This is a genomic window from Streptomyces sp. NPDC058662 (assembly GCF_042716255.1).
In the GTDB taxonomy this organism is placed as follows: domain Bacteria; phylum Actinomycetota; class Actinomycetes; order Streptomycetales; family Streptomycetaceae; genus Streptomyces.
Map to the genome: position 1 here is coordinate 15,646 of NZ_JBHXRU010000056.1, position 21,261 is coordinate 36,906.

General features: G+C 73.1%; 19 protein-coding genes and 1 tRNA gene. 13 read left to right on the top strand and 7 right to left on the bottom strand.

Translation table 11 applies throughout. From position 1 onward, the window contains the following. Window positions 1–66: 66 nt before the first annotated feature. From ACFWUQ_RS20065 to ACFWUQ_RS20080, 4 genes are all read right to left on the bottom strand, one after another. A complete protein-coding gene (locus ACFWUQ_RS20065; RefSeq protein ID WP_384539585.1) occupies window positions 67–900 on the bottom strand; it encodes an S-methyl-5'-thioadenosine phosphorylase in 834 nt (277 codons plus the stop codon). Between the two features lie 152 nt (window positions 901–1,052). Next, window positions 1,053–1,364 carry an FmdB family zinc ribbon protein gene (locus ACFWUQ_RS20070; protein ID WP_384539588.1) on the bottom strand — a complete coding sequence of 104 codons (312 nt, stop codon included), beginning with the start codon at window positions 1,362–1,364 and terminating at the stop codon, window positions 1,053–1,055. 67 nt (window positions 1,365–1,431) lie between these two features. Further along, window positions 1,432–2,754: an MFS transporter gene (locus ACFWUQ_RS20075; RefSeq protein ID WP_384539590.1), complete on the bottom strand. Its 1,323-nt coding sequence runs from the start codon at window positions 2,752–2,754 to the stop codon at window positions 1,432–1,434. A 425-nt stretch (window positions 2,755–3,179) separates the two neighbouring features. Next, window positions 3,180–4,739 (bottom strand): potassium/proton antiporter, encoded by a 1,560-nt coding sequence (locus ACFWUQ_RS20080; RefSeq protein WP_384539592.1) that lies wholly within the window; start codon window positions 4,737–4,739, stop codon window positions 3,180–3,182. 181 nt (window positions 4,740–4,920) lie between these two features. Between ACFWUQ_RS20080 and ACFWUQ_RS20085 the strand changes: the two genes are divergently transcribed. Continuing rightward, window positions 4,921–7,758: a penicillin acylase family protein gene (locus tag ACFWUQ_RS20085; RefSeq protein ID WP_384539595.1), complete on the top strand. Its 2,838-nt coding sequence runs from the start codon at window positions 4,921–4,923 to the stop codon at window positions 7,756–7,758. On the opposite strand, the gene ACFWUQ_RS20090 is transcribed toward ACFWUQ_RS20085, so the two are convergent. Continuing rightward, the gene (locus tag ACFWUQ_RS20090) at window positions 7,739–8,392 is read right to left on the bottom strand and encodes a 5-formyltetrahydrofolate cyclo-ligase (protein WP_384539598.1); all 654 of its coding nucleotides are present in this window, start codon (window positions 8,390–8,392) and stop codon (window positions 7,739–7,741) included. The genes ACFWUQ_RS20085 and ACFWUQ_RS20090 overlap by 20 nt on opposite strands. A 94-nt stretch (window positions 8,393–8,486) precedes the next feature. On the opposite strand from ACFWUQ_RS20090, the gene galU reads away from it, so the two are divergent. From galU to ACFWUQ_RS20130, 8 genes are all read left to right on the top strand, one after another. Beyond that, a complete protein-coding gene (gene galU / locus ACFWUQ_RS20095) occupies window positions 8,487–9,389 on the top strand; it encodes a UTP--glucose-1-phosphate uridylyltransferase GalU (protein WP_384539601.1) in 903 nt (300 codons plus the stop codon). A gap of 4 nt (window positions 9,390–9,393) precedes the next feature. Further along, window positions 9,394–10,761, top strand: coding sequence for a gephyrin-like molybdotransferase Glp (glp, locus tag ACFWUQ_RS20100; RefSeq protein ID WP_384539603.1), 1,368 nt, complete (start codon window positions 9,394–9,396; stop codon window positions 10,759–10,761). Window positions 10,762–10,835: 74 nt separating this feature from the next. Further along, window positions 10,836–11,315 carry a cyclic pyranopterin monophosphate synthase MoaC gene (gene moaC / locus ACFWUQ_RS20105; RefSeq protein WP_384539606.1) on the top strand — a complete coding sequence of 160 codons (480 nt, stop codon included), beginning with the start codon at window positions 10,836–10,838 and terminating at the stop codon, window positions 11,313–11,315. A gap of 104 nt (window positions 11,316–11,419) precedes the next feature. After that, on the top strand, window positions 11,420–11,956 hold the full coding sequence (locus ACFWUQ_RS20110) for a molybdenum cofactor biosynthesis protein B (RefSeq protein WP_384539637.1): 537 nt from the start codon (window positions 11,420–11,422) through the stop codon (window positions 11,954–11,956). Beyond that, complete coding sequence (locus tag ACFWUQ_RS20115) at window positions 11,953–12,582, top strand: GNAT family N-acetyltransferase (RefSeq protein WP_384539640.1); 630 nt, start codon at window positions 11,953–11,955, stop codon at window positions 12,580–12,582. The genes ACFWUQ_RS20110 and ACFWUQ_RS20115 overlap by 4 nt, the downstream gene beginning before the upstream one ends. A gap of 159 nt (window positions 12,583–12,741) precedes the next feature. Beyond that, window positions 12,742–13,794: a hypothetical protein gene (locus ACFWUQ_RS20120; protein WP_384539608.1), complete on the top strand. Its 1,053-nt coding sequence runs from the start codon at window positions 12,742–12,744 to the stop codon at window positions 13,792–13,794. A gap of 78 nt (window positions 13,795–13,872) precedes the next feature. Then, window positions 13,873–13,946, top strand: a tRNA-Ala gene (locus tag ACFWUQ_RS20125). A 110-nt stretch (window positions 13,947–14,056) separates the two neighbouring features. Further along, window positions 14,057–15,400 (top strand): CoA transferase, encoded by a 1,344-nt coding sequence (locus tag ACFWUQ_RS20130; RefSeq protein WP_384539611.1) that lies wholly within the window; start codon window positions 14,057–14,059, stop codon window positions 15,398–15,400. A 58-nt stretch (window positions 15,401–15,458) separates the two neighbouring features. On the opposite strand, the gene ACFWUQ_RS20135 is transcribed toward ACFWUQ_RS20130, so the two are convergent. Continuing rightward, complete coding sequence (locus tag ACFWUQ_RS20135; RefSeq protein WP_384539613.1) at window positions 15,459–15,953, bottom strand: GNAT family N-acetyltransferase; 495 nt, start codon at window positions 15,951–15,953, stop codon at window positions 15,459–15,461. A gap of 38 nt (window positions 15,954–15,991) precedes the next feature. Here ACFWUQ_RS20135 and ACFWUQ_RS20140 point away from each other — a divergent pair, with 38 nt between their 5' ends. Continuing rightward, window positions 15,992–16,795, top strand: a complete 804-nt coding sequence (locus ACFWUQ_RS20140; protein ID WP_384539615.1) for an exodeoxyribonuclease III — start codon at window positions 15,992–15,994, stop codon at window positions 16,793–16,795. Here the strand turns inward: ACFWUQ_RS20140 and ACFWUQ_RS20145 are convergent. After that, on the bottom strand, window positions 16,777–17,556 hold the full coding sequence (locus ACFWUQ_RS20145; protein ID WP_384539618.1) for a MerR family transcriptional regulator: 780 nt from the start codon (window positions 17,554–17,556) through the stop codon (window positions 16,777–16,779). The genes ACFWUQ_RS20140 and ACFWUQ_RS20145 overlap by 19 nt on opposite strands. Window positions 17,557–17,734: 178 nt before the next feature. Here ACFWUQ_RS20145 and ACFWUQ_RS20150 point away from each other — a divergent pair, with 178 nt between their 5' ends. Genes ACFWUQ_RS20150 through ACFWUQ_RS20160 form a run of 3 tightly spaced genes read left to right on the top strand, consistent with a single transcriptional unit; the run spans window position 17,735 to window position 21,182 of the window. After that, complete coding sequence (locus ACFWUQ_RS20150) at window positions 17,735–19,303, top strand: flavin-containing monooxygenase (RefSeq protein WP_384539643.1); 1,569 nt, start codon at window positions 17,735–17,737, stop codon at window positions 19,301–19,303. Next, window positions 19,300–20,301, top strand: a complete 1,002-nt coding sequence (locus tag ACFWUQ_RS20155) for an alpha/beta fold hydrolase (protein WP_384539621.1) — start codon at window positions 19,300–19,302, stop codon at window positions 20,299–20,301. Before ACFWUQ_RS20150 ends, ACFWUQ_RS20155 begins: the two co-directional genes overlap by 4 nt. After that, complete coding sequence (locus ACFWUQ_RS20160; RefSeq protein WP_384539624.1) at window positions 20,298–21,182, top strand: SDR family oxidoreductase; 885 nt, start codon at window positions 20,298–20,300, stop codon at window positions 21,180–21,182. The genes ACFWUQ_RS20155 and ACFWUQ_RS20160 overlap by 4 nt, the downstream gene beginning before the upstream one ends. The last annotated feature ends 79 nt before the right edge of the window (window positions 21,183–21,261 follow it).

Genomic DNA, 21,261 nt, shown 5'->3' on the forward strand with positions numbered 1-21,261 from the left:
CGCGCCTGTGGACCGTCCCCAGGTTGTGGACAACCCCGTCACCCCCACGGGGGACCCGCGCCCGCCCTAAGGCAGTTCGATGCCCAGGTCCCAGCCGTCGTGCGCGTGCGTGCACAGGCAGGCACGGGACTCCGTCGCGGGAAGGGCCGCCACGGCGTCGAACAGGACCTGGCGCAGGCGTCCCACGTTCTCGCCGAACACCCGCAGCACCTCCGTGTGGGACACGCCCTCACCCGTCTCCGCGCCCGCGTCCAGGTCGGTCACCAGCGCCATCGAGGTGTAGCAGAGCCCCAGTTCACGGGCGAGGACCGCCTCCGGGTGCCCGGTCATGCCGACGACGGACCAGCCGGCCGCCGCGTGCCAGCGCGACTCGGCGCGCGTGGAGAACCGCGGCCCCTCGACGACGACCATGGTGCCGCCGGCCACGGGCTCCCAGTCCCGCCCCCGCGCCGCCGCCAGGGCCACGGACCGCCCCACGGGGCAGTACGGGTCGGCGAAGGTCGTGTGGACGACGTTCGGGACGCTGCCGTCGGGCAGCGGCTCCCCGTCGAAGAAGGTCTGGGCCCGGGACTTCGTACGGTCGACCAGCTGGTCGGGGACGAGCAGCGTGCCCGGCCCGTACTCGGACCGCAGCCCGCCGACCGCGCACGGCCCCAGCACCTGGCGGACGCCGACCGAGCGCAGCGCCCAGAGGTTGGCCCGGTAGTTGATCCGGTGCGGCGGCACGGTGTGGCTGCTCCCGTGCCGGGGCAGGAAGGCCACCTGCCGGCCGGCGAGCTCGCCGATGCGCAGGGAGTCGCTCGGGGGTCCGTACGGGGTCTCCACCCGGACCTCGGAGACGTCCTCCAGGAAGGAGTAGAAGCCCGAGCCGCCAATGACACCGATCTCTGCGTTCGCCATGGAGCCCACCCTAAGGGGGTGCCCCGCGAAGATCCCGGCGGATCCCGGCGGATCCCGGTGGGCCCGGGCCGCCCGGCCGCGGCAGGCCCCCGCCGCGGCGGGCATGCCGAAGGCCCCGCTGCCGGATCGGCGGCGGGGCCTCGGGAAGTGCGTCAGGCGGCCGAGCTGGAGCTGCTGCTCGCACTCGACGACGTCGAGGAGGACGCGGCGGCGGGAGCGGCGGACGGCGTCGACGCCGGGGACGACGACGTGGCGGGCTTCGACGCCGGGCTGCTGCTCGACGCGGAGCCGCGGCTGTCGTTCCGGTAGAAACCGGAGCCCTTGAAGACGATGCCGACCGCGGAGAACACCTTCTTCAGGCGTCCGTCGCAGCTCGGGCACACGGTCAGGGCGTCATCGGTGAACTTCTGCACGGCCTCAAGGCCCTCGCCGCACTCGGTGCACTGGTACTGGTAGGTCGGCACGAATTTCCTCCTGGCACTCTCACTCAATGAGTGCTAACGACGCTCCATGGTGACGTATTCCGGCGGATCAGTCCACCGTCACCGGCGTGCGGTGACCGATCCCACGCTCGCTCACCCGGTTGCGGGCGGCCGGGGCGGCCGTCTGCGGGGAGGAGTTCACGATGCGGCTCGGGGCCCTGGGGGCCAGCTTCGAGCGCAGTGCCAGCAGGGTGACCAGCGCGAGCGCCGTGGCCGCCATGGGCACCAGGAAGCCGTACGAGGACCCGTGCGCGTCCGTCAGGCGGCCGGCCAGGGTCACGGCCCCCGCCTGGCCGAAGGCGACCGCGCCCGTCAGCCAGGTGAAGGCCTCGGTCCGGGAGGCGGCCGGGATCAGCTGCTCGATCATCGTGTAGCCGGTGATGAGCGCCGGGGCGATGCAGAGGCCGACGACGAGGCCGAGGGCGCCGAGCAGGATCGCGGAGTGCGCGGCCCACAGGACGGACGCGGCGGCGGTGAGGCCGATGTAGCCGAGGATCAGGCGGCGGCGCGGGCCGATCTTCCAGGCGATGGCGCCGCAGGCGATGCCCGCGACCATGTTGCCGGCCGCGAAGACGCCGTACAGGATGCCGTTCGCACCCGGGTTGCCGATCTCCTCGGAGAAGGCGGCCAGCGAGACCTGCATGCCGCCGAAGACCGCGCCGATGCCGATGAAGGCGACGATCAGGACGCGCAGGCCCGGGAAGGACAGCGCGGAGGCGTGCTTCTCGCCGTTCGCCGCGCGGGCGACCGGCTTGGGCTGGGTGCCGCGCTGGGCGGCGAAGAGCAGGCCGCCGACGATCGTCAGGGTGGCCTCGGTGATCAGGCCCGCCGAGGGGTGGATCGCGGTGCACAGGAAGGTGGCCAGCACCGGGCCGACCACGAAGGTGAACTCGTCGGTGACGGACTCGAAGGCGGCCGCGGTCGGCAGCAGCGGGGAGCCCTCCAGCTTGGCGGCCCAGCGGGACCGGACCATCGGGCCGACCTGCGGGACGGAGGCGCCGGCCGGGATGGCGGCCAGCGCGAGCGCCCACAGGGGGGAGCCGAGCAGGGCGAGGGCCGTCAGGGCGCTCACGGCGGCGGCGTGCGTGAGGACGACCGGGACCAGGACGCGGCTCTGGCCGACCCGGTCGGCGAGCTTGCCCATCTGGGGGGCGAAGACCGCCATGGAGACGCCGGTGACGGCGGCGACGATGCCGGCGCTGCCGAAGGATCCGGTGGTGTGCTGGACGAGCAGGACGATGCTGATCGTCAGCATCGCGAAGGGCTGCCGCGCGGCGAAGCCGGGGAGCAGGAAGCTGAGGGCGCCGGGGGTGCGCAGGAGCTGCCCGTAACCCGGGCGGGCGGACGTGTCGGTCGTGACCGCGGATGTCACGGCCTGGCCTTTCCGCTGCCTGGTAGAGCGTCCCCGTCTGCGGACGATGCGCCGCCTTGTGAGCGGCCGCACCCGTACATGTGGGAGCCCCGAGAGCTGTCCTCTTGCGCAGAACCGAGTGATACCTGGGCGCCCACTGCGGGGGGTGCCACGGCCGCTTTGCGGTCGCGCCAGCTCTGCGTCAGGCAGAGTTGGTTCGATCTGGTGTGCCTTCATCATACAGGGAAAGCCACTACCACGTCCTGTGATTACGGTGACAACTCATGCCTTCGCCTGCGATTAACCGGAAGTTTGCCGTCCGCGACCTCGGAAATCGGGGCAAGCAGGCTCAGACGGCACGGAATCAGAGAATTAGAACGCGACTCTAAGCGGAAAGTCCGTCAGATCACCCCCGGGAAAACCGCCGAGACCGAGCCCTCCGCGGCTCAGCGGGGGCTGTCGCCGCCGGTGCCCAGCCACCCGGCGAGCTTGCCGCCCCGGGCCACCGCCCGCAGTCGCGCCTCGGCCGCGTCCCGTACCGGGTCCGTGGCCACCACCAGCAGCTCGTCCCCGCGCCGCAGCACCGTCGACGGCGCCGGTACGAAGCTCTTCGCGTCCCGGACCACGAGCGTGACCGACGCCCCCGGCGGCAGCCGCAGCTCGCTCACCTCGACGCCGTGCATGCGCGAGGCGGGCGGGATCGCGAAGGACAGCAGGTGCCCGCGCAGCTTCTCCAGCGGCGCGGACTCGATGCCGAGGTCGGCGGCGGCCTCGTCCCGGTCGCCGAGCTCCAGCTTGCGCGCGAGCCACGGCAGGGTCGGCCCCTGCACCAGGGTGTAGACGACGACCAGCACGAAGACGATGTTGAACACCCGGTCGCTGCCCTCGATGCCGGACACCATCGGGATGGTCGCCAGGATGATGGGGACGGCGCCGCGCAGGCCGGCCCACGACATCAGGGCCTGCTCCTGCCAGGGCATCCGGAAGGGCAGCAGGCTGACGAAGACCTCCAGCGGCCGCGCGACCATCGTGAGCACCAGCCCGATGACCACGGCGGGCCAGAAGTCGTGGACCAGCTCGTGCGGGGTGACCAGCAGGCCCAGCAGGACGAACATGCCGATCTGCGCGATCCAGCCGAGCCCGTCCGCGAACCCGCGCGTGGCCGACCAGTGCGGCAGCTTGGCGTTGCCCAGCACCATTGCCGCCAGGTACACGGCGAGGAAGCCGGAGCCGTGCGCCATGGCGCCGGCCGCGTACCCGGTGATCGCGATGGCCATCACGGCGATGGGGTAGAGGCCCGAGGCGGGCAGTGCCACGTGCCGCAGCCCGTACGCCCCGAGGAAGCCCACGGTCAGGCCGATGGCGGCGCCGATCGCCAGCTCCAGTGCGATCTTGCCGATCAGGACGTACCACTCGTCCACCGGGCCGACGGTGGCGAAAGCCACGACGAGGATGACGACGGGGGCGTCGTTGAAGCCGGACTCGGCCTCCAGTACGCCCGTGATCCGGGCCGGCAGCGGGACCTTGCGCAGGACCGAGAAGACGGCCGCCGCGTCGGTCGAGGAGACGACCGCGCCGATCAGCAGGGCCTGGCGCCATTCCAGCCCGACCAGGTAGTGCGCGCCCGCCGCCGTCACACCCACGCTGATCGCGACACCCACCAGCGACAGCATGATCGCGGCCGGCAGGGCGGGTTTGATCTCTTTCCACTTCGTGCCCAGACCGCCCTCGGCGAGGATCACGACGAGCGCCGCGTAGCCGATCACCTGGGTCAGCTCGGCATTGTCGAACACGACGTTGCCGATGCCGTCCTGGCCTATCGCGATACCTATACCGAGGTAAATGAGCAGGCTGGGCAATCCGCTGCGCGAGGAGACGCGTACCGCCGCTACCGCGACGAGCAGCACGAGCGAGCAGACCAGCAGGAGCTCATTGAGCGTGTGGACAGTCAGCGGGCGGCCCTTTCCTCGAAGCGCCTCGCGGTCGTACGTCCCGGCGGCGCGCAATTACCAAGTACTTCGTTACCTTACCTAATCTTTGACGCTTTCTTGACGCGCTCCTCACATTGTGAAACGCCTGTTCGCCCCTGTCCTCAGGGGGTGGGGCCCCTGACGGATCATCGGGAGGGGTCCTGCGCCTATGGTTGCTCCCAGCACCCAGGACCACCCTGCCCCTCGAAGGACAGCGATGCCCGCCAACGAATCCGCTCCTCCCGTCAAGAAGAAGGGACGACGCGCCCGTCTGATCGTGCTCGTCCTGGTCCTGGCTCTCTTCGCGGGCCTCGGCTACGGGGCTTACTGGGGCGTCGACAGCGTGCGCGCCTCCTTCCCCCAGACGACCGGCAGCCTCAAGGTGCCGGGCCTGACCGGGACCGTCGACGTCAAGCGCGATGCCCACGGCATCCCCCAGCTCTACGCCGACAACGACGACGACCTCTTCCGCGCGCAGGGCTTCGTGCACGCGCAGGACCGGTTCTGGGAAATGGACGTACGCCGTCACATGACCTCGGGCCGGCTCTCGGAGATGTTCGGCGCCGGACAGGTGGAGACGGACGCCTTCCTGCGCACGCTCGGCTGGCGCCAGGTCGCGCAGACCGAGTACGACAAGAAGCTCTCGGACGAGACGAAGAAGAACCTCCAGGCCTACGCCGACGGGGTCAACGCGTACCTGAAGGGGAAGTCCGGGAAGGACCTCTCCGTCGAGCACGCCGCGCTGAAGCTCAGTGACGACTACCGGCCCGAGCAGTGGTCGCCCGTGGACTCGGTGGCCTGGCTCAAGGCGATGGCCTGGGACCTGCGCTCCAACATGCAGGACGAGATCGACCGCGCGCTGATGTCGAACAAGCTCACGCAGGCGCAGATCGAGGAGCTCTACCCGCCCTACCCCTTCGACCGGAACAAGCCGATCGTCGAGGGCGGCCGGACCGACGGCGGCAAGTACACGCCGCAGGGGTCCACGCCGTCCGGCACCGGCACCGGCAGCGGCACCGGCAGCGGTACCGCCTCGGGGTCCCAGGCCTCCGCGGCCGCCGGCGCCGCCTCCGGCCTCGCCGACAACGCCACCGCCCAGGGCGCGACCGTGGGCCTGCGCACCCAGCTGAGCGCCCTGTCCGAGACCCTGGACGAGATCCCGGCCATCCTCGGCCCCAACGGCAGCGGCATCGGCTCGAACTCCTGGGTGATCTCGGGCAAGTACACGACCACCGGCAAGCCGCTGCTCGCGAACGACCCGCACCTCTCCCCGCAGCTGCCCTCGGTCTGGTACCAGATGGGCCTGCACTGCCGCACGGTCTCCGCCCAGTGCCAGTACGACGTGGCCGGCTACACCTTCTCGGGCATGCCCGGCGTGGTCATCGGCCACAACGCCGACATCGCCTGGGGCATGACGAACCTCGGCGCCGACGTCACCGACCTCTACCTGGAGCAGATCCGGCCCGACGGCTACGTCTACGACAACAAGGTCCTCCCCTTCGAGACCCGCGAAGAGGTCATCAAGATCGCGGGCGGCGCCAGCAAGAAGATCACCGTCCGCGTCACCAACAACGGCCCGCTCGTCTCCGACCGCAGCGAGGAGCTCGCCTCCGTCGGCGCCCGCGCGCCCGTCGCCCCCTCGGCCCCCGACCGGGGCAACGGCTACGCCATCGCCCTGCGCTGGACCGCGCTGGACCCGGGCAAGTCGATGGACGCGGTCTTCAAGCTCAACCGGGCCAAGGACTTCCCGACGTTCCGCCAGGCGGCCGCCGACTTCGAGGTCCCGTCGCAGAACCTGATCTACGCCGACAGCAAGGGCACGTACGGCAACATCGGCTACCAGGCCCCGGGCCGCATCCCGGTCCGCGGCCAGGGCGACGGACGGATGCCCGCCCCCGGCTGGGACTCCAAGTACGCCTGGAAGGGCGGCAAGGACGGCAGTGCGGGCTACATCCCGCAGGAAGCGCTGCCGTGGGACCTGAACCCGGCGCGCGGCTACATCGTCACCGCGAACCAGGCCGTCGCGGAGAACGGGACCGGCGCGGGCAAGTACCCGAACCTGCTGACCACCGACTGGGGCTACGGCGCCCGCAGCCAGCGGATCAACGACCTCATCGAGGCGAAGACCAAGGACAGCGGCAAGATCTCCACCGACGACATGCGCGCCATGCAGATGGACAACAGCAGCGAGATCGCCGCGCTGCTCACCCCGATGCTGGCCAAGATCGAGGTCTCGGACCCGGACGTGCGTTCCGCGCAGAAGCTCCTGGAGGGCTGGAACTACACCCAGGAGCCCGACTCCGCGGCGGCCGCGTACTTCAACGCGGTCTGGCGCAACATCCTCAAGCTGTCCTTCGGCGACAAGCTGCCCAAGGAGATGCGCATCGAGGGCAGCTGCATGAACGTCCGCGAGAGCACCGGCCCGGCCGACGACCTCGCCGAGACGGTCCGCGAATGCGGTGCCCGCGACGCCGACTCGGCGCAGCCGGACGGCGGGGACCGCTGGTTCGAGGTGGTCCGCCGCCTGGTCAAGGACGAGAAGTCGCAGTGGTGGACCTCGCCCGCGGCCCGCAACCAGCCGGGCACCACCACCCGCGACGAGCTGTTCGCGCGCGCGATGAACGACGCCCGCTGGGAGCTCACCGCCCGCCTCGGCAAGGACCAGTCCACCTGGAGCTGGGGCCGGCTGCACCAGCTGACGCTGAAGAACCAGACCATCGGCACCGAGGGCCCCGGCTTCATGCAGTGGCTCCTCAACCGGGGCCCGTGGAACCTGGGCGGCGGCGAGGCCACCGTCAACGCGACCGGCTGGAACGCCTCCGGGGGGTACGGGGTCACCTGGGTCCCGTCGATGCGGATGGTCGTGAACCTCAACGACCTCGACAAGTCCCGCTGGATCAACCTGACGGGCGCCTCGGGGCACGCGTACCACGGCAACTACACGGACCAGACGACGATGTGGGCCAAGGGCGAGCTGCTGGAGTGGCCGTTCGGCAAGGAGGCCGTGGACCGCGCCGCGGTCGACACCCTGACCCTCACGCCCGGCGGTCCGTAGGGCCTGACGGCCCGTCGGCCCGCGGGCCGAAGCGGCGCACCCCCGACGGGGTGGCCACCGCCTGGACGGGGTGGTCGTGCGGTTCCTCCGGGACCCGCGCGACCACCTCGTCGTCGTAGAGGAGGACGACGAGCGCGGGATGCGCGCCGGCGCGCTCCAGCCGCTCCAGCACCCGGTCGTACGAGCCGCCGCCGCGGCCGAGCCGCATCCCGCGCCCGTCCACGGCGAGACCGGGCAGCAGCACGGCATCGGCGCCGGCCACCGCGTCCGGTCCGAGCGCCGGACCGGTGGGCTCCAGCAGCCGCATCCGGCCCGGGTGGGCGGCCTCGGCGAGACTGTCCGGGCCTTCGTACGGAGCCCAGTCGAGGTCGTTGTCGGGCAGCAGCAGGGGCAGCAGGACGCGCTTGCCGGCCGAGCGCAGGGCGTCGAGGAGCGCACGGGTGCCGGGCTCGGTGCCGACGGAGACGTACGCGGCGACCGTGCCGGCGCGGGCCAGTTCGGGCAGTTCCAGGGCCCGCACGGCGAGCGCCGCGGCCGCGGCGCGGCAGGCGGCGGGGGACAGGGAGCGGCGCGCGGCGAGGAGTTCGCGGCGGAGCGCGGCCTTCGCGGAGGCGGTCGGTGCGTTCTCGATCACAGCGGCCTCAAATATCCTTGCGAACCTGGACATATGTTTATCTATCTACCGGGGCCCGGTCTCGGGGTCGGCAGAACCCACTATCGTTCTGGCCATGACTATGTTGCACCCCGTGATCAAGAAGGCCGTCATCCCGGCCGCGGGCCTCGGTACTCGGTTCCTTCCGGCGACCAAAGCCACCCCGAAGGAAATGCTCCCGGTCGTGGACAAGCCGGCCATCCAGTACGTGGTCGAGGAGGCCGTCTCGGCGGGCCTGGACGACGTACTCATGATCACGGGGCGTAACAAGCGCGCGCTGGAAGACCACTTCGACCGCAACTACGAGCTGGAGTCGGCGCTCACGGCCAAGGGCGACGACGACCGCCTCAAGCGCGTCCAGGAGTCGAGCGACCTCGCCACCATGCACTACGTGCGCCAGGGCGACCCGCGGGGCCTCGGCCACGCCGTGCTCTGCGCCGAGCCGCACGTCGGCCGCGAGGCCTTCGCCGTCCTGCTCGGCGACGACCTGATCGACCCGCGCGACCCGCTGCTGCGCCAGATGGCCGACATCCACCAGCGCACCGGCGGCACCGTCATCGCGCTCATGGAGGTCGACCCGGCCAACGTCCACCTCTACGGCTGCGCCGCCGTCGAGGCCACGGACGAGGACGACGTCGTCCGCATCACCGGCCTCGTCGAGAAGCCGGACCCCCAGGACGCGCCCAGCAACTACGCGGTCATCGGACGCTACGTCCTGACTCCCGCGATCTTCGACATACTGCGGGAGACCGAGCCGGGCCGCGGCGGGGAGATCCAGCTCACCGACGGCCTGCAGAAGCTGGCCGCCGACGAGACCATCGGCGGCCCGGTGTACGGCGTGGTCTTCCGGGGCCGCCGCTACGACACCGGGGACCGCGGGGACTACCTCCGTGCCATCGTCCGCCTCGCCTGCGAGCGGGAGGACCTGGGCCCGGAGTTCCGTACCTGGCTTCACCGTTACGTCACGGAGGAGATGTAGGACCTTGAGCAGTTCCGCACCGCAGGACACCGGCCGGCTCCGGCGCGAGCAGCGCCTCTGGTCGGTGGACGAGCACCTCGCGGACATCCTCGCCGCCGTCCGGCCGCTGGAGCCCATCGAGCTCCAGCTGCTGGACGCCCAGGGCTGTGTCCTGGTCGAGGACGTCACCGTGCCCGTCGCCCTCCCTCCCTTCGACAACAGCTCGATGGACGGCTACGCCGTCCGCACGGCCGACGTCCAGGGCGCGAGCGAGGAGTTCCCCGCGGTGCTGACCGTGGTCGGGGACGTGGCGGCCGGCAGCGGTGAGCTGCCGACCGTCGGCCCCGGCCAGGCCGCCCGGATCATGACCGGCGCCCCGCTGCCGCCCGGCGCGGAGGCCGTCGTACCGGTCGAGTGGACCGACGGCGGTACGGGCGGCGGCGCGGCAACCGGGATGACCCCGGCCAGCGCCGCCCCGGAGGGCGCCGGCGGCGAGGTACGGGTGCACCGCCCCGCGGGCGCGCGGGCGCACGTCCGCGACCGCGGCAGCGACGTCCAGGCCGGCGACCTCGCGCTCGCCGCCGGTACGGTGCTCGGCCCGCCGCAGATCGCCCTGCTGGCCGCCATCGGGCGCGGCACCGTCCGGGTCCGGCCCCGCCCGCGCGTGGTCGTCCTGTCCACCGGCAGCGAGCTGGTGCAGCCCGGCGAGGCCCTGGCCGCGGGCACGATCTACGACTCGAACAGCTTCGCGCTGGCCGCGGCCGCGCGGGACGCCGGGGCCATCGCCTACCGCGTCGGGGCGGTCGCGGACGACGCCGACACCCTGCGCTCCACCATCGAGGACCAGCTGATCCGGGCCGACCTGCTCGTCACCACGGGCGGGGTCAGCGTCGGCGCGTACGACGTGGTCAAGGAGGCGCTGAGCTCGGTGTCCACCGGCACCGCCGCCGGCGACGAGGGCGACATCGACGGCGGCGGGGTCGACTTCCGCAAGCTCGCCATGCAGCCCGGCAAGCCGCAGGGCTTCGGCTCCGTCGGCCCGGACCACACCCCGCTGCTCGCGCTGCCCGGCAACCCGGTGTCCTCGTACGTCTCCTTCGAGCTGTTCGTGCGTCCCGCGATCCGCGCGCTCATGGGGCTGCCGGACGCCGAGGTGAGCCGCCCGACCGTGCGCGCGGCGCTCAAGGCCGACCAGGCCCTGGGCTCCCCGGCCGGCCGGCGTCAGTTCCTGCGCGGCACCTACGACGCCGGGACCGCGACCGTCACCCCGGTCGGCGGATCGGGCTCCCACCTGATCGCCGCGCTGGCGCACGCCGACTCGCTGATCGTCGTACCGGAGGACGTCACCTCGGTGGAGCCGGGGGCCGAGCTGGAAGTGGTCCTGCTCGGCTGAAGCCCCGCCGGTGCGGGTAGCGTGGTGCACCACACAGGCCCTTGAGGGGCCCGGACGGAAGCGGCGCGCAGAGTATGAGTACGCAGAGCAGGCTGACCCACATCGACGAGGCCGGCGCGGCCCGGATGGTGGACGTCTCGGAGAAGGACGTCACCACCCGGACGGCGCGCGCCAGCGGACGCGTCCTCGTCTCCTCCCGGGTGATCGAGCTGCTGCGGGGCGAGGGCGTGCCGAAGGGCGACGCCCTCGCCACCGCGCGGATCGCCGGCATCATGGGCGCGAAGAGGACCCCCGACCTGATCCCGCTCTGCCACCCGCTGGCCGTCTCCGGGGTCACGGTCGACCTGTCCGTCGCCGACGACGCCGTCGAGATCCTCGCGACCGTGCGGACCGCGGACCGCACGGGCGTCGAGATGGAGGCGCTGACCGCCGTGGCCGTCGCCGGGCTCACCGTCGTCGACATGGTCAAGGCGGTCGACAAGGGCGCGGTCATCACGGACGTCCGGGTGGAGGAGAAGACGGGCGGCAAGTCCGGCGACTGGGCGCGCTCGTGAACGCCCCGCGCGGCGGCGAGGTCCACAGCCATCTGACCCCGGCGGATTCCGGGGCGCCCGGGTCCGTGGCATCCGGGGGGCGGGCGGCCGGGTCCCCGAGCCCGGTGCCCGCGGCGGCCGCGGGGTCCGCCCCGCGCGGCCTGGTGGTCACGGCGTCGAACCGGGCCTCGCAGGGCGTGTACGCGGACAAGGGCGGCCCGCTGCTGGCCGAAGCGCTGGTGCGGCTCGGCTTCACCGTGGACGGCCCGCGGGTCGTCCCGGACGGCGATCCCGTGGAGCGGGCGCTGCGCGAGGGCGTGTCCGCCGGGTACGACGTCATCCTGACCACCGGCGGCACCGGCATCTCGCCGTCCGACCGCACCCCGGAGGCCACCGCGCGGGTGCTGGACTACGAGGTCCCGGGCATCGCGCAGGCCATCCGCGCGGAGGGCCTGGCGAAGGTGCCGACCGCGGCGCTCTCCCGGGGCCTGGCGGGTGTGGCCGGACGCACGCTGATCGTGAACCTGCCGGGTTCGACGGGCGGCGTCCGCGACGGTCTGGCGGTGCTGTCCCGCATCCTGACGCACGCCGTGGACCAGATCCGGGGCGGGGACCACCCCCGGCCCGGCGAGGGAACGAGACCGGCTGGGAGCGCGAGCTGAACGGTCCCTCCTGGCCGGCGGTCCTCACGGACGGCGACGTGACCCTCCGGCCGATAAAGATGCGGGACCAGAAGGCCTGGCGCGAGGTCAACCGGCGCAACCGCGACTGGCTCCGGCCGTGGGAGGCCACCATCCCGCCGCCCGCCCCCTGGGGCCCGGTGGTGCAGCGGCCCACGTACCGGCAGATGGTCCGCCACCTGCGGGCGGAGGCGAACGCGGGCCGGATGCTGCCCTTCGTCATCGAGTACCGGGGCAGGCTGGTGGGGCAGCTGACGGTCGCCGGGATCACCTGGGGCTCCATGTGCGCCGGGCACGTCGGCTACTGGGTGGACCGCGACGTGGCCGGCCGCGGCGTCATGCCGACGGCGGTCGCGCTCGCCGTGGACCACTGCTTCGGCAAGGTCGGGCTGCACCGGGTCGAGGTGTGCATCCGCCCCGAGAACGGCCCCAGCCGCCGGGTGGTGGAGAAGCTGGGGCTCCGCGAGGAGGGGCTGCGGCCGCGCTACCTGCACATCGACGGCGCCTGGCGGGACCACCTCGTGTACGCCGTCACCGTGGAGGAGGTCCCGGAGGGACTGCTGCGGCGCTGGCACCGGGCCCGGCATCCGGGGACCCCGTCGAAATAGAAAAGCGAATATGCGTTCGATTTACAGCACCCTTGGAACCGATTCGCCCATAACCTGATCCGAAGAATCACAAAAAAAGTCCGTGATATCAGCGAGATCGTGCGACACACCGGCCCAATTGGCCGATCCCCTCGGCCGCGCCCCTCTACGGTGTGAGGTGTGAGCAGCAGCGGCCTCATCTACGCAGTCATTGTCGGGGCCTGGGCCGCCTACTTGGTGCCCATGTGGCTCCGGAGGCAGGACGAGCTGAACGAGGCTCGTCCGACGGAACGCTTCTCCACTGCCATCCGGCTGCTTTCCGGCCGGGCGGGAATGGAGCGCCGTTACGCCAAGGGACTGCGTGAGCGCGGTGACGAGGAAGCGGAGTCCCAGCCCCACGCGGACCCGGACGCCGCGACGGAAACGGTGAACTCCGTGGACGCCGACGCCCGGGCCGTCGTCGTGCCCCCGGCCAGGGCGGAGCCGAGGCCGGCCGCCGCCGAGCGGGAGCACCGGGCGGAACGGGCACGGCGCGAGCAGCGCCTCCAGGTCCTGGCCCGCCGCCGGCGCACCACCGCGCTCCTGTTCCTGGTCTTCACCCTCGGAGCGGTCGTCGCCGCCGTGGGCGGCCTCGCCTTCCTGTGGGCGCCCGCCGTACCGGCCCTGCTGCTGAGCACGTACATCGTGCACCTGCGGGTCCAGGAGCGGCGGCGCTACGAGTTCACGATGGACCGCAGGCGCGCCGAGGCGGCCGCGCGGCACCTGCGCGAGAACCGCCCGCGCCGCCGCGAGCCGGAGGCCGCCGCGGGCACCGAACCGGACCCGGCGCCACCGGTCTCCCCGCAGGAGGCCGGGCGGCGCGCGCTGGTCGAGCAGACCGACCACGCCGAGTGGGTGGACCAGCAGCGCGAGCGCGAGCGCGGTCCCGCCCGGGGTGACAGCTGGGAGCCCGTCCCGGTCCCGCTGCCGACGTACGTGACCGCCCCGGTCGCCCCGCGCGCCACCGGCCCGGCGGTCCCGGACGCCTGGAGCGCCACCCGCTCCAGCACCGCCGAGCCGACGGAACCGCGCCTGCGCGCCCAGCCGGCTGCGCCCCGGACGGAAGCCGAGCCGGAGGCCAAGCCGGACGCCAAGCCCCCCACGACGCCGCGCCCCCGCAGCCGCGACCGGGGCCGCACCCCGCTGTTCGACCAGTACGAGAACGACGACCGCCCGCGGGCCGCGAACGAGTGATCGATGACCTGCGCGGACGCTCCCCGATACCGGTTTTGGAGCACCCGCGCGGGGATGCTAATGTTTCACACGTCGCAAGGGCCTGTGGCGCAGTCTGGTAGCGCACCTCGTTCGCATCGAGGGGGTCTGGGGTTCAAATCCCCACAGGTCCACAAACGACAGTTCGCGAGTAGCTCTCGGGAACGTCATGAGATCCCGTCCGGTCGAAAGACCGGGCGGGATCTCGGCGTTTGTCGGCTTTTGCGGGCGCCACAATGGCGTCATGGTGAACAAGGGCGCGGGCGAGGGTGATCCGGCGACGGCGGGCGCGTGGTCGGCGCTGGGCGGGGCGGCCGGGGACGCCGCCGCGGTGCGGTACCGGGGCGGCAGCGGGCTGGGTGGAGGACCCCTCCCCGTGCGGGAGATGGCGCGGGCGACCGTCGGGGTGTGCGCGCTGGCCGCGGCGGAGCTCGGCGCGGCGCGGGCCGGACGCGCGCTGAGCGACGGGGCCGCGCCAGTGGTGGACGAAGGGGCGGTCGCGACGGCGTTCGTGAGCGAGCGTCACCTGCGGATCCAGGGGCGCGAACCGGTCTCCTTCGCGCCGCTGTCCGGCTTCTGGCGCACCGCGGACGGCTGGGTGCGGACGCACGCCAACTACCCGCACCACCGGACGGCGCTGGTGCGGGCGCTGGGCGTCGCGCCCACCGCCGAGGCCCTGCGGGAGGCGATGGCGGGGCGGGCCGCGCGTGAGGTGCAGGAACTGGTCTACGGGGCGGGCGGCCTGGCCGTCGCGGTCGCAGCGGAGTACGGGGAACCGCAGCCGCTGGTGGAGCGTGTGCCGGGCCGCGCCGGGGCCGGCCGGGACCTCGGGCCGGCGCCCGCAGGGCGGCCCGCCGCCGGAGTGCGGGTGCTCGACCTGACCCGGGTCATCGCGGGACCCGTCGCCACCCGGACGCTGGGGCTGCTGGGGGCGGACGTGCTGCGGATCGACCCGCCGGGCCTGCCCGAGTCGGACGACGCGTACGCGGACACCGGCTTCGGGAAGCGGTCGGCCGCGCTGGACCTCGGGGCGGCCGAGGACCGGACGGTGTTCGAGAAGCTGCTCGCCGACGCCGACGTGGTGGTCAGGGGGTACCGGCCGGGCGCGCTGGAACGGTACGGGCTCGGGACCCGGGAGCTGCTGGAGCGGCGGCCGGGGCTGGTGGTCGCGGAGTTGTGCGCATGGGGCCCGCACGGGCCGTGGGCCGGGCGGCGGGGATTCGACTCGCTGGTGCAGGCGGGCTACGGCATCTCCGCGCGCTACGCCGGCCCGGACGGCACGCCGGGGGCGCTGCCCGCGCAGGCCCTGGACCACGGGACGGGGTACCTGGTGGCTGCCGGTGTCCTGCGGGCCCTCGCCGGGGGTGGCGGCCTCGGGCTGGCCTTCTCCCTGGCGGGGACGGCGTCGTGGCTGGTCCGGGAGGTGCCCTCGGCGGGCGACCCGGAGGCCGGGTACGAGCCCGGGCCCTGGCTGCGGGAGTCGGCGTCGGGGTACGGGCCGCTGCGCCATGCCGCGAGCCCCTTCGGCGACTGGCCGACGGGCCCGTCCCGCTGGGGCACGGACCGCGCGGCCTGGCTCCCGGCGTAGGCCGCGGACCCCGATCCGGGGAGGCGCGGCCGCACCCTCGGGCCCGCCCCGGGGGGCGTCAGCGGGTCAGGAGTTTGGACATGCAGCGGCTGGAGTCGTGGAAGCGGTAGTAACCGAACTTGTCGGCGGGGGCGTAGCCCGAGGAGAGGTACAGGGCTATCGCCTCCGGCTGCTGGTCACCCGTTTCCAGCGCCATCCGGACGCGGCCCGCCGCGCGGGCGTCCTCCTCCAGCTCCGCCAGTATGCGGCGGGCGAGGCCCATGCCGCGGGCCTCACGGACGACGAACATCCGCTTCAGCTCGGCGTCGCCGTCCGCGTAGCCCTCCTCGTTGCGGTCCTGCCGGCGCCAGCCGCCGCTGGCCACCGGCGAGCCCGCAGCGTCGTACGCCAGCAGGTAGAGACCGTTCGGCGGGGAGAACATCGCCGGGTCGAGAAACGTTTCGTCACCCTCGCCCTCGTACCGCTCCCGGTACTCAAGCTGGACCTGGTCGTTGAGCTTCACCGCGTCCGGGTGATCGAACGGTACGACGCGGAGCTGGATCCCGTGAGACATCCGAACATCGTACGGAACGCTCCGGCTAAGGTGCGTGGATGCTCACTGTGACCTCCGTGAATGTGAATGGGATACGCGCCGCCGCGAAGAAGGGCTTCGGGGCGTGGCTCGCCGGATCCGACGCCGACGTGGTCTGCCTGCAGGAGGTACGGGCCGAGGAGGGGCAGATCCCGGCGGAGGTCCGCAGCCCCGAGGGCTGGCACACCGTGTTCGCCCCGGCCGCCGCCAAGGGCCGGGCCGGCGTCGCGCTGTACACGCGCCGCGCGCCCGAGCAGGTGCGGGTCGGCTTCGGGAGCGACGAGTTCGACGCGGCCGGGCGCTACCTGGAGGTGGACCTGCCGGGCGTGACCGTCGCCAGCCTCTACCTGCCCTCCGGGGAGGCCGGGACCGAGAAGCAGGACGAGAAGTACCGGTTCATGGCGGAGTTCATGGTCTACCTCCAGGGGCTGGGGGAGCGGGCCGCCGCCGACGGGCGCGAGGTCGTCGTCTGCGGGGACTGGAACATCTGCCACCAGGAAGCCGACCTCAAGAACTGGAAGACCAACCGCAAGAACGCGGGCTTCCTGCCCGAGGAGCGGGAGTGGCTGGGGAAGGTGTACGCCGACGCCGGCTACGTCGACGTGGTCCGGGTGCTGCACCCCGACACCGAGGGGCCGTACTCCTGGTGGTCCTACCGCGGCCGGGCCTTCGACAACGACGCCGGCTGGCGGATCGACCTCCAGGTGGCGACGCCGGGACTGGCGGCGAAGGCCGTGAAGGCGTTCGTGGAACGGGCCGAGACGCATCCGGAGCGGTGGTCGGACCACGCGCCCGTCACCGTGGTCTACGAGCTGGGCGTCTGACCGGAGGCCCCATGTGGGGCGGGGCCCGCGTCGGTGTCCTCGGCCGGCGTCGTGCCCGTCTCCCCGGCCGACGCCGGCGCGGGGCCCGCGGCGGACCCGGACGCCAGCAGCCGGTCCATCGCCATCGTCAGCTCCGCCTCGACCACGCTCTTCGCCAGCGGGCGCAGCCGCTGGAGCGCGTCCGGCGCGATGTGCGCGGCGGTCAGCTCGGCGAACAGCAGGGCCATCGCGTCCGCGTGCTCACGGACGCGGCGGCCCGTCTCCAGTACGGCCGAGAGCGGCACCCCCTCGCGCACCAGGGCCGAGGAGACGTCCAGCAGGCGCCGGCTGACGTGCACGATCTCGTCCCCGTCGGTGGCGAGGTAGCCGAGGTCGAGCGAGGCCGCCAGGTTCTCGGGGGTGACCTCGCCCTCGAAGTAGTCGGCCAGCGCCTCCGGGGTGAGCCGCACCGGGGTCTCCTCCGACCCGCCGATGCCGAGCAGCTCGCCGAGTTGGCCGACGTCGCGTCCGTTCTCGAAGGCGGCGGTCAGTTCCGCGATACCGCCGAGGGTGTGGCCTCGGTCCAGCAGGGCGGCGATGGTGCGCAGCCGGGCGAGGTGGTGGTCGTCGTACCAGGCGATGCGGCCCTCGCGGCGCGGCGGCGGGAGCAGCTTGCGCTCGCGGTAGAAGCGCAGGGTGCGGACCGGGATGCCGGCCGCCTCGGCCAGTTCCTCCGTGCGGTACTCGCGCACTGTCTTCGCTTCCGTCTCGTGTGTCGCCACGGGCGCAGCCTATGGCGTACCGGCAGTAACTTTCCCGGCGCGACCCCTACCCATGAGTACGGCGCTGCTCTACCCTCCCGATTGTGCCAGTAATTGCTGGCAGTGTTTCGATGGTGTGTGCGTGGGCGCGGGCGTGGCTGGGACTGCGATGGAGCGGAAGGCGGCGGGCATGGGCGGCATGGGCGGGCGCGAGGGGCGCGAGCGGAGCGAGCACGTACGGGTGGCGGTGATCGGGTCCGGATTCGGCGGACTCGGGGCGGCCGTCCGGCTGCGGCGCGAGGGGATCACGGACTTCGTCGTCCTGGAGCGCGCGGACTCGGTGGGCGGGACCTGGCGCGACAACAGCTATCCGGGGTGCGCCTGCGACGTTCCGTCGCACCTGTACTCCTTCTCCTTCGCGCCGAATCCGGACTGGCCCCGGACCTTCTCCGGGCAGCCCGCGATCCGGGAGTACCTGGAGCACGTCGCGGACACCTTCGGGCTGCGCCGGCACATCCGGCTCGGCCACGAGGTCCGGATGATGCGCTGGGACGCCGACGAGCTGCGGTGGGAGATCGAGACCTCGGCCGGATCGCTGACCGCCGACGTGGTGGTCTCCGCGACCGGGCCGCTGTCCGACCCGAAGATGCCGGAGGTGCCGGGGCTCGCCGAGTTCCCCGGCAAGGTCTTCCACTCCGCGCGCTGGGACCACGACTACGACCTCGGCGGCAAGCGGGTCGCCATGATCGGCACCGGGGCCTCCGCGATCCAGATCGTGCCGGCCATCGCGCCCGAGGTGGAGCGCCTCACGCTGTTCCAGCGGACCGCGCCCTGGGTCCTGCCGCGTACCGACCGGGCGATCACCGCCGCGGAGCGCTGGCTGCACCGGCAGCTGCCCTTCACCCGCGCCGCGCGCCGGGGGCTGCTGTGGGGCCTGCGCGAACTCCAGGTCAGCGCGTTCACCAAGCGCCCGAACCAGCTCGGACTCGTCGAAGCGCTCGCGAAGGCCAACATGGCCCGGTCGATCAAGGACCCGGCGCTGCGGGCCGAGCTGACGCCGTCCTACCGGATCGGCTGCAAGCGGATCCTGCTGTCCAGCGAGTACTACCCGGCGCTGGCGCGGCCCAATGTGGACCTGGTCGCCTCCGGGCTCAAGGAGATCCGGGGCTCGGTGCTGGTCGCCGCCGACGGCACCGAGACCGAGGTCGACGCGATCATCTTCGGGACGGGCTTCCACGTCACGGACATGCCGATCGCCGACCGGGTGGTGGGCGCGGAGGGCCAGACCCTCGCCGACCAGTGGAAGGACGGCATGCAGTCGCTGCGCGGGGCGACGGCGGCGGGCTTCCCCAACTGGATGACGATCATCGGCCCGAACACCGGGCTCGGCAACAGCTCGATGATCCTGATGATCGAGTCCCAGCTCAACTACATGGCCGACTACCTGCGGCAACTGGGCGTCCTGGGCGGCCGCGCCGCGCTGGCCGCCCGGCCGTCGGCCGTCAACGCGTGGAACCGGCAGGTGCAGGCGCGGATGGAGCGGACGGTGTGGAACACCGGCGGCTGCACCAGCTGGTACCTGGACGCGCAGGGCCGCAACACCACCGTGTGGCCCGGAACGACGGCGGAGTTCCGCAAGGAGACCCGGACCGTGGACCTCGCGGAGTACGAGGTCGTCCGCATGCGGGACCGGGAGCAGGCCGCGGTCGCCGCGGCCCCGGCCGCCGCCGCCCCGGCCGCCGCGCCCGCCGAGGAGGGCGCCGCGTGAGCCGGCTGACGCACGTCACGGCGGGCCCGTACGCCCCGCCCGCCGCGCGGCGCGAGCTCGTCGCCGTCTCGGCCGACGGGGCCCGGCTGCACGTCGAGGTGCACGGGGCGGAGGGGGCGCCGGCCGTGGTGCTGGCGCACGGCTGGACCTGCTCGACCGCCTTCTGGGCCGCGCAGGTGCGGGAGCTCGCGCGGGACCACCGGGTCATCGCCTACGACCAGCGCGGGCACGGGCGCAGCCCCGCCTCCCGCGACTGCACCGCCACGGCCCTCGCCGACGACCTGGTGGCCGTGTTCGCGGCCGCCCTCGCCCCCGGCGAGCGGGCGGTCGTCGCCGGGCATTCCATGGGCGGGATGACGATCATGGCGGCCGCCGGGCGGCCGGAGTTCGCCGAGCACGCCGCCGCCGCGCTGCTGTGCAGCACCGGAAGCGGCCGGCTGGTCGACGAGGCGCGGGTCGTACCGCTGCGGGCCGGGCGGCTGCGGACGCGGGTGACCGGCGCGGTCCTCGGGTCGAGCGTCCCGCTGGGCCCGGTCACACCCGTCGCCAGGAAGATCCTCAAGTACGCCACCATGGGTCCCGGTGCGGCACCCGACAAGGTCGAGGCCTGCGCCCGCATCGTGCACGCCTGCCCGACCGGGGTGCGGCACGCCTGGTCCCGGGTGCTGGCCGAGCTGGACCTCGACGCGGATGTCGCCCGGCTCGCCGTGCCCACCGCCGTCATCGGCGGCGGGAGCGACCGGCTCACCCCGGTGGCGCACGCCCGGGGGCTCGCGGCCGCCCTGCCGCACTGCACCGGGCTGACCGAGCTCACGGGCGTCGGCCACATGACCCCCATCGAGGCTCCCGAGGCCGTGACCGCCGCCGTGCGCGCGCTCACCGACCGGTACCTGACCGCGCCCGGGCCCGGGCTCGACCCCATGCCCGCCGGGACCGGCACCGGCGCCGCCACCCGAGACACCACCCCCGACACCACCGAGAAGGAGAGGACCCCGTGAGCGCTCGCAGGAGTCTGGAAGGACAGGTCGCGGTCGTCACCGGCGCGGCCCGGGGGGTGGGGGAGCTGCTCGCCCGCAAGCTCTCCGCGCGCGGGGCCAGGGTCGCGCTCGTCGGACTGGAGCCGCAGGCCCTCAAGGAGGTGTCCGAGCGGCTGCACACCGAGAGCGCCCACTGGTACGCCGACGTGACCGACCACGAGGCCATGGCCCGGGTCGCCGAGGAGGTCAAGCAGCGGTTCGGCAAGGTCGACATCGTCGTGGCGAACGCCGGCGTGGCCTCCGGAGGCCCGTTCGCCGACTCCGACCCCGACGCCTGGCGCCGGGTGATCGAGGTCAACCTCATCGGCGGAGCCGTCACCGCGCGGGCCTTCCTCCCGGTGCTGATGGAGAGCCGGGGCTACTTCCTCCAGATCGCCTCGCTCGCCGCGATCACCCCGGCGCCGATGATGACGGCGTACTGCGCGTCGAAGTCCGGGGTCGAGGCCTTCGCCCACTGCCTGCGCGCCGAGGTCGGCTACAAGGGGGTCGAGGTCGGCGTCGGCTACCTCTCCTGGACCGACACCGACATGGTGCGCGGCGCCGACCAGGACGAGGTGATGCGGGAGCTGCGCCAGCGGCTGCCCTGGCCGTCGAACCGCACGTACCCGCTGGGGCCCGCGGTGGACCGGATCGTGGCGGGCATCGAGCGCCGCGCCCCGCACGTGTACGCGCAGTGGTGGCTGCGCGGCATGCAGGGCATGCGCGGGTACCTGCCGGGGCTCATCGCGACGGTCGGACAGCGCGAGATGAAGCGGTTCGCACCGCGGCTGGCGGCTGTCCCGAAGGGACTCGTGGGCGCCGGCGGGGCCGCGGACGAGCAGGAGCGGGCTCGCCGCGCCTGAAGGCCGGAATCAGTCGAAATGCGACGTGTGTCCCTCCGTGCCAGGCTGGTCGGGGCCAAGCCCCGACACCCTTTCAGGA

What these genes read in the sequence shown, in the direction of transcription:
- ACFWUQ_RS20065 (WP_384539585.1), bottom strand. Translation starts at nt 900, where the DNA reads ATGGCGAACGCAGAGATCGGTGTCATTGGCGGCTCGGGCTTCTACTCC.
- ACFWUQ_RS20085 (WP_384539595.1), top strand. Translation starts at nt 4,921, where the DNA reads ATGCCCGCCAACGAATCCGCTCCTCCCGTCAAGAAGAAGGGACGACGC.
- galU (WP_384539601.1), top strand. Translation starts at nt 8,487, where the DNA reads ATGACTATGTTGCACCCCGTGATCAAGAAGGCCGTCATCCCGGCCGCG.
- moaC (WP_384539606.1), top strand. Translation starts at nt 10,836, where the DNA reads ATGAGTACGCAGAGCAGGCTGACCCACATCGACGAGGCCGGCGCGGCC.
- ACFWUQ_RS20130 (WP_384539611.1), top strand. Translation starts at nt 14,057, where the DNA reads ATGGTGAACAAGGGCGCGGGCGAGGGTGATCCGGCGACGGCGGGCGCG.
- ACFWUQ_RS20135 (WP_384539613.1), bottom strand. Translation starts at nt 15,953, where the DNA reads ATGTCTCACGGGATCCAGCTCCGCGTCGTACCGTTCGATCACCCGGAC.
- ACFWUQ_RS20140 (WP_384539615.1), top strand. Translation starts at nt 15,992, where the DNA reads ATGCTCACTGTGACCTCCGTGAATGTGAATGGGATACGCGCCGCCGCG.
- ACFWUQ_RS20150 (WP_384539643.1), top strand. Translation starts at nt 17,735, where the DNA reads ATGGGCGGGCGCGAGGGGCGCGAGCGGAGCGAGCACGTACGGGTGGCG.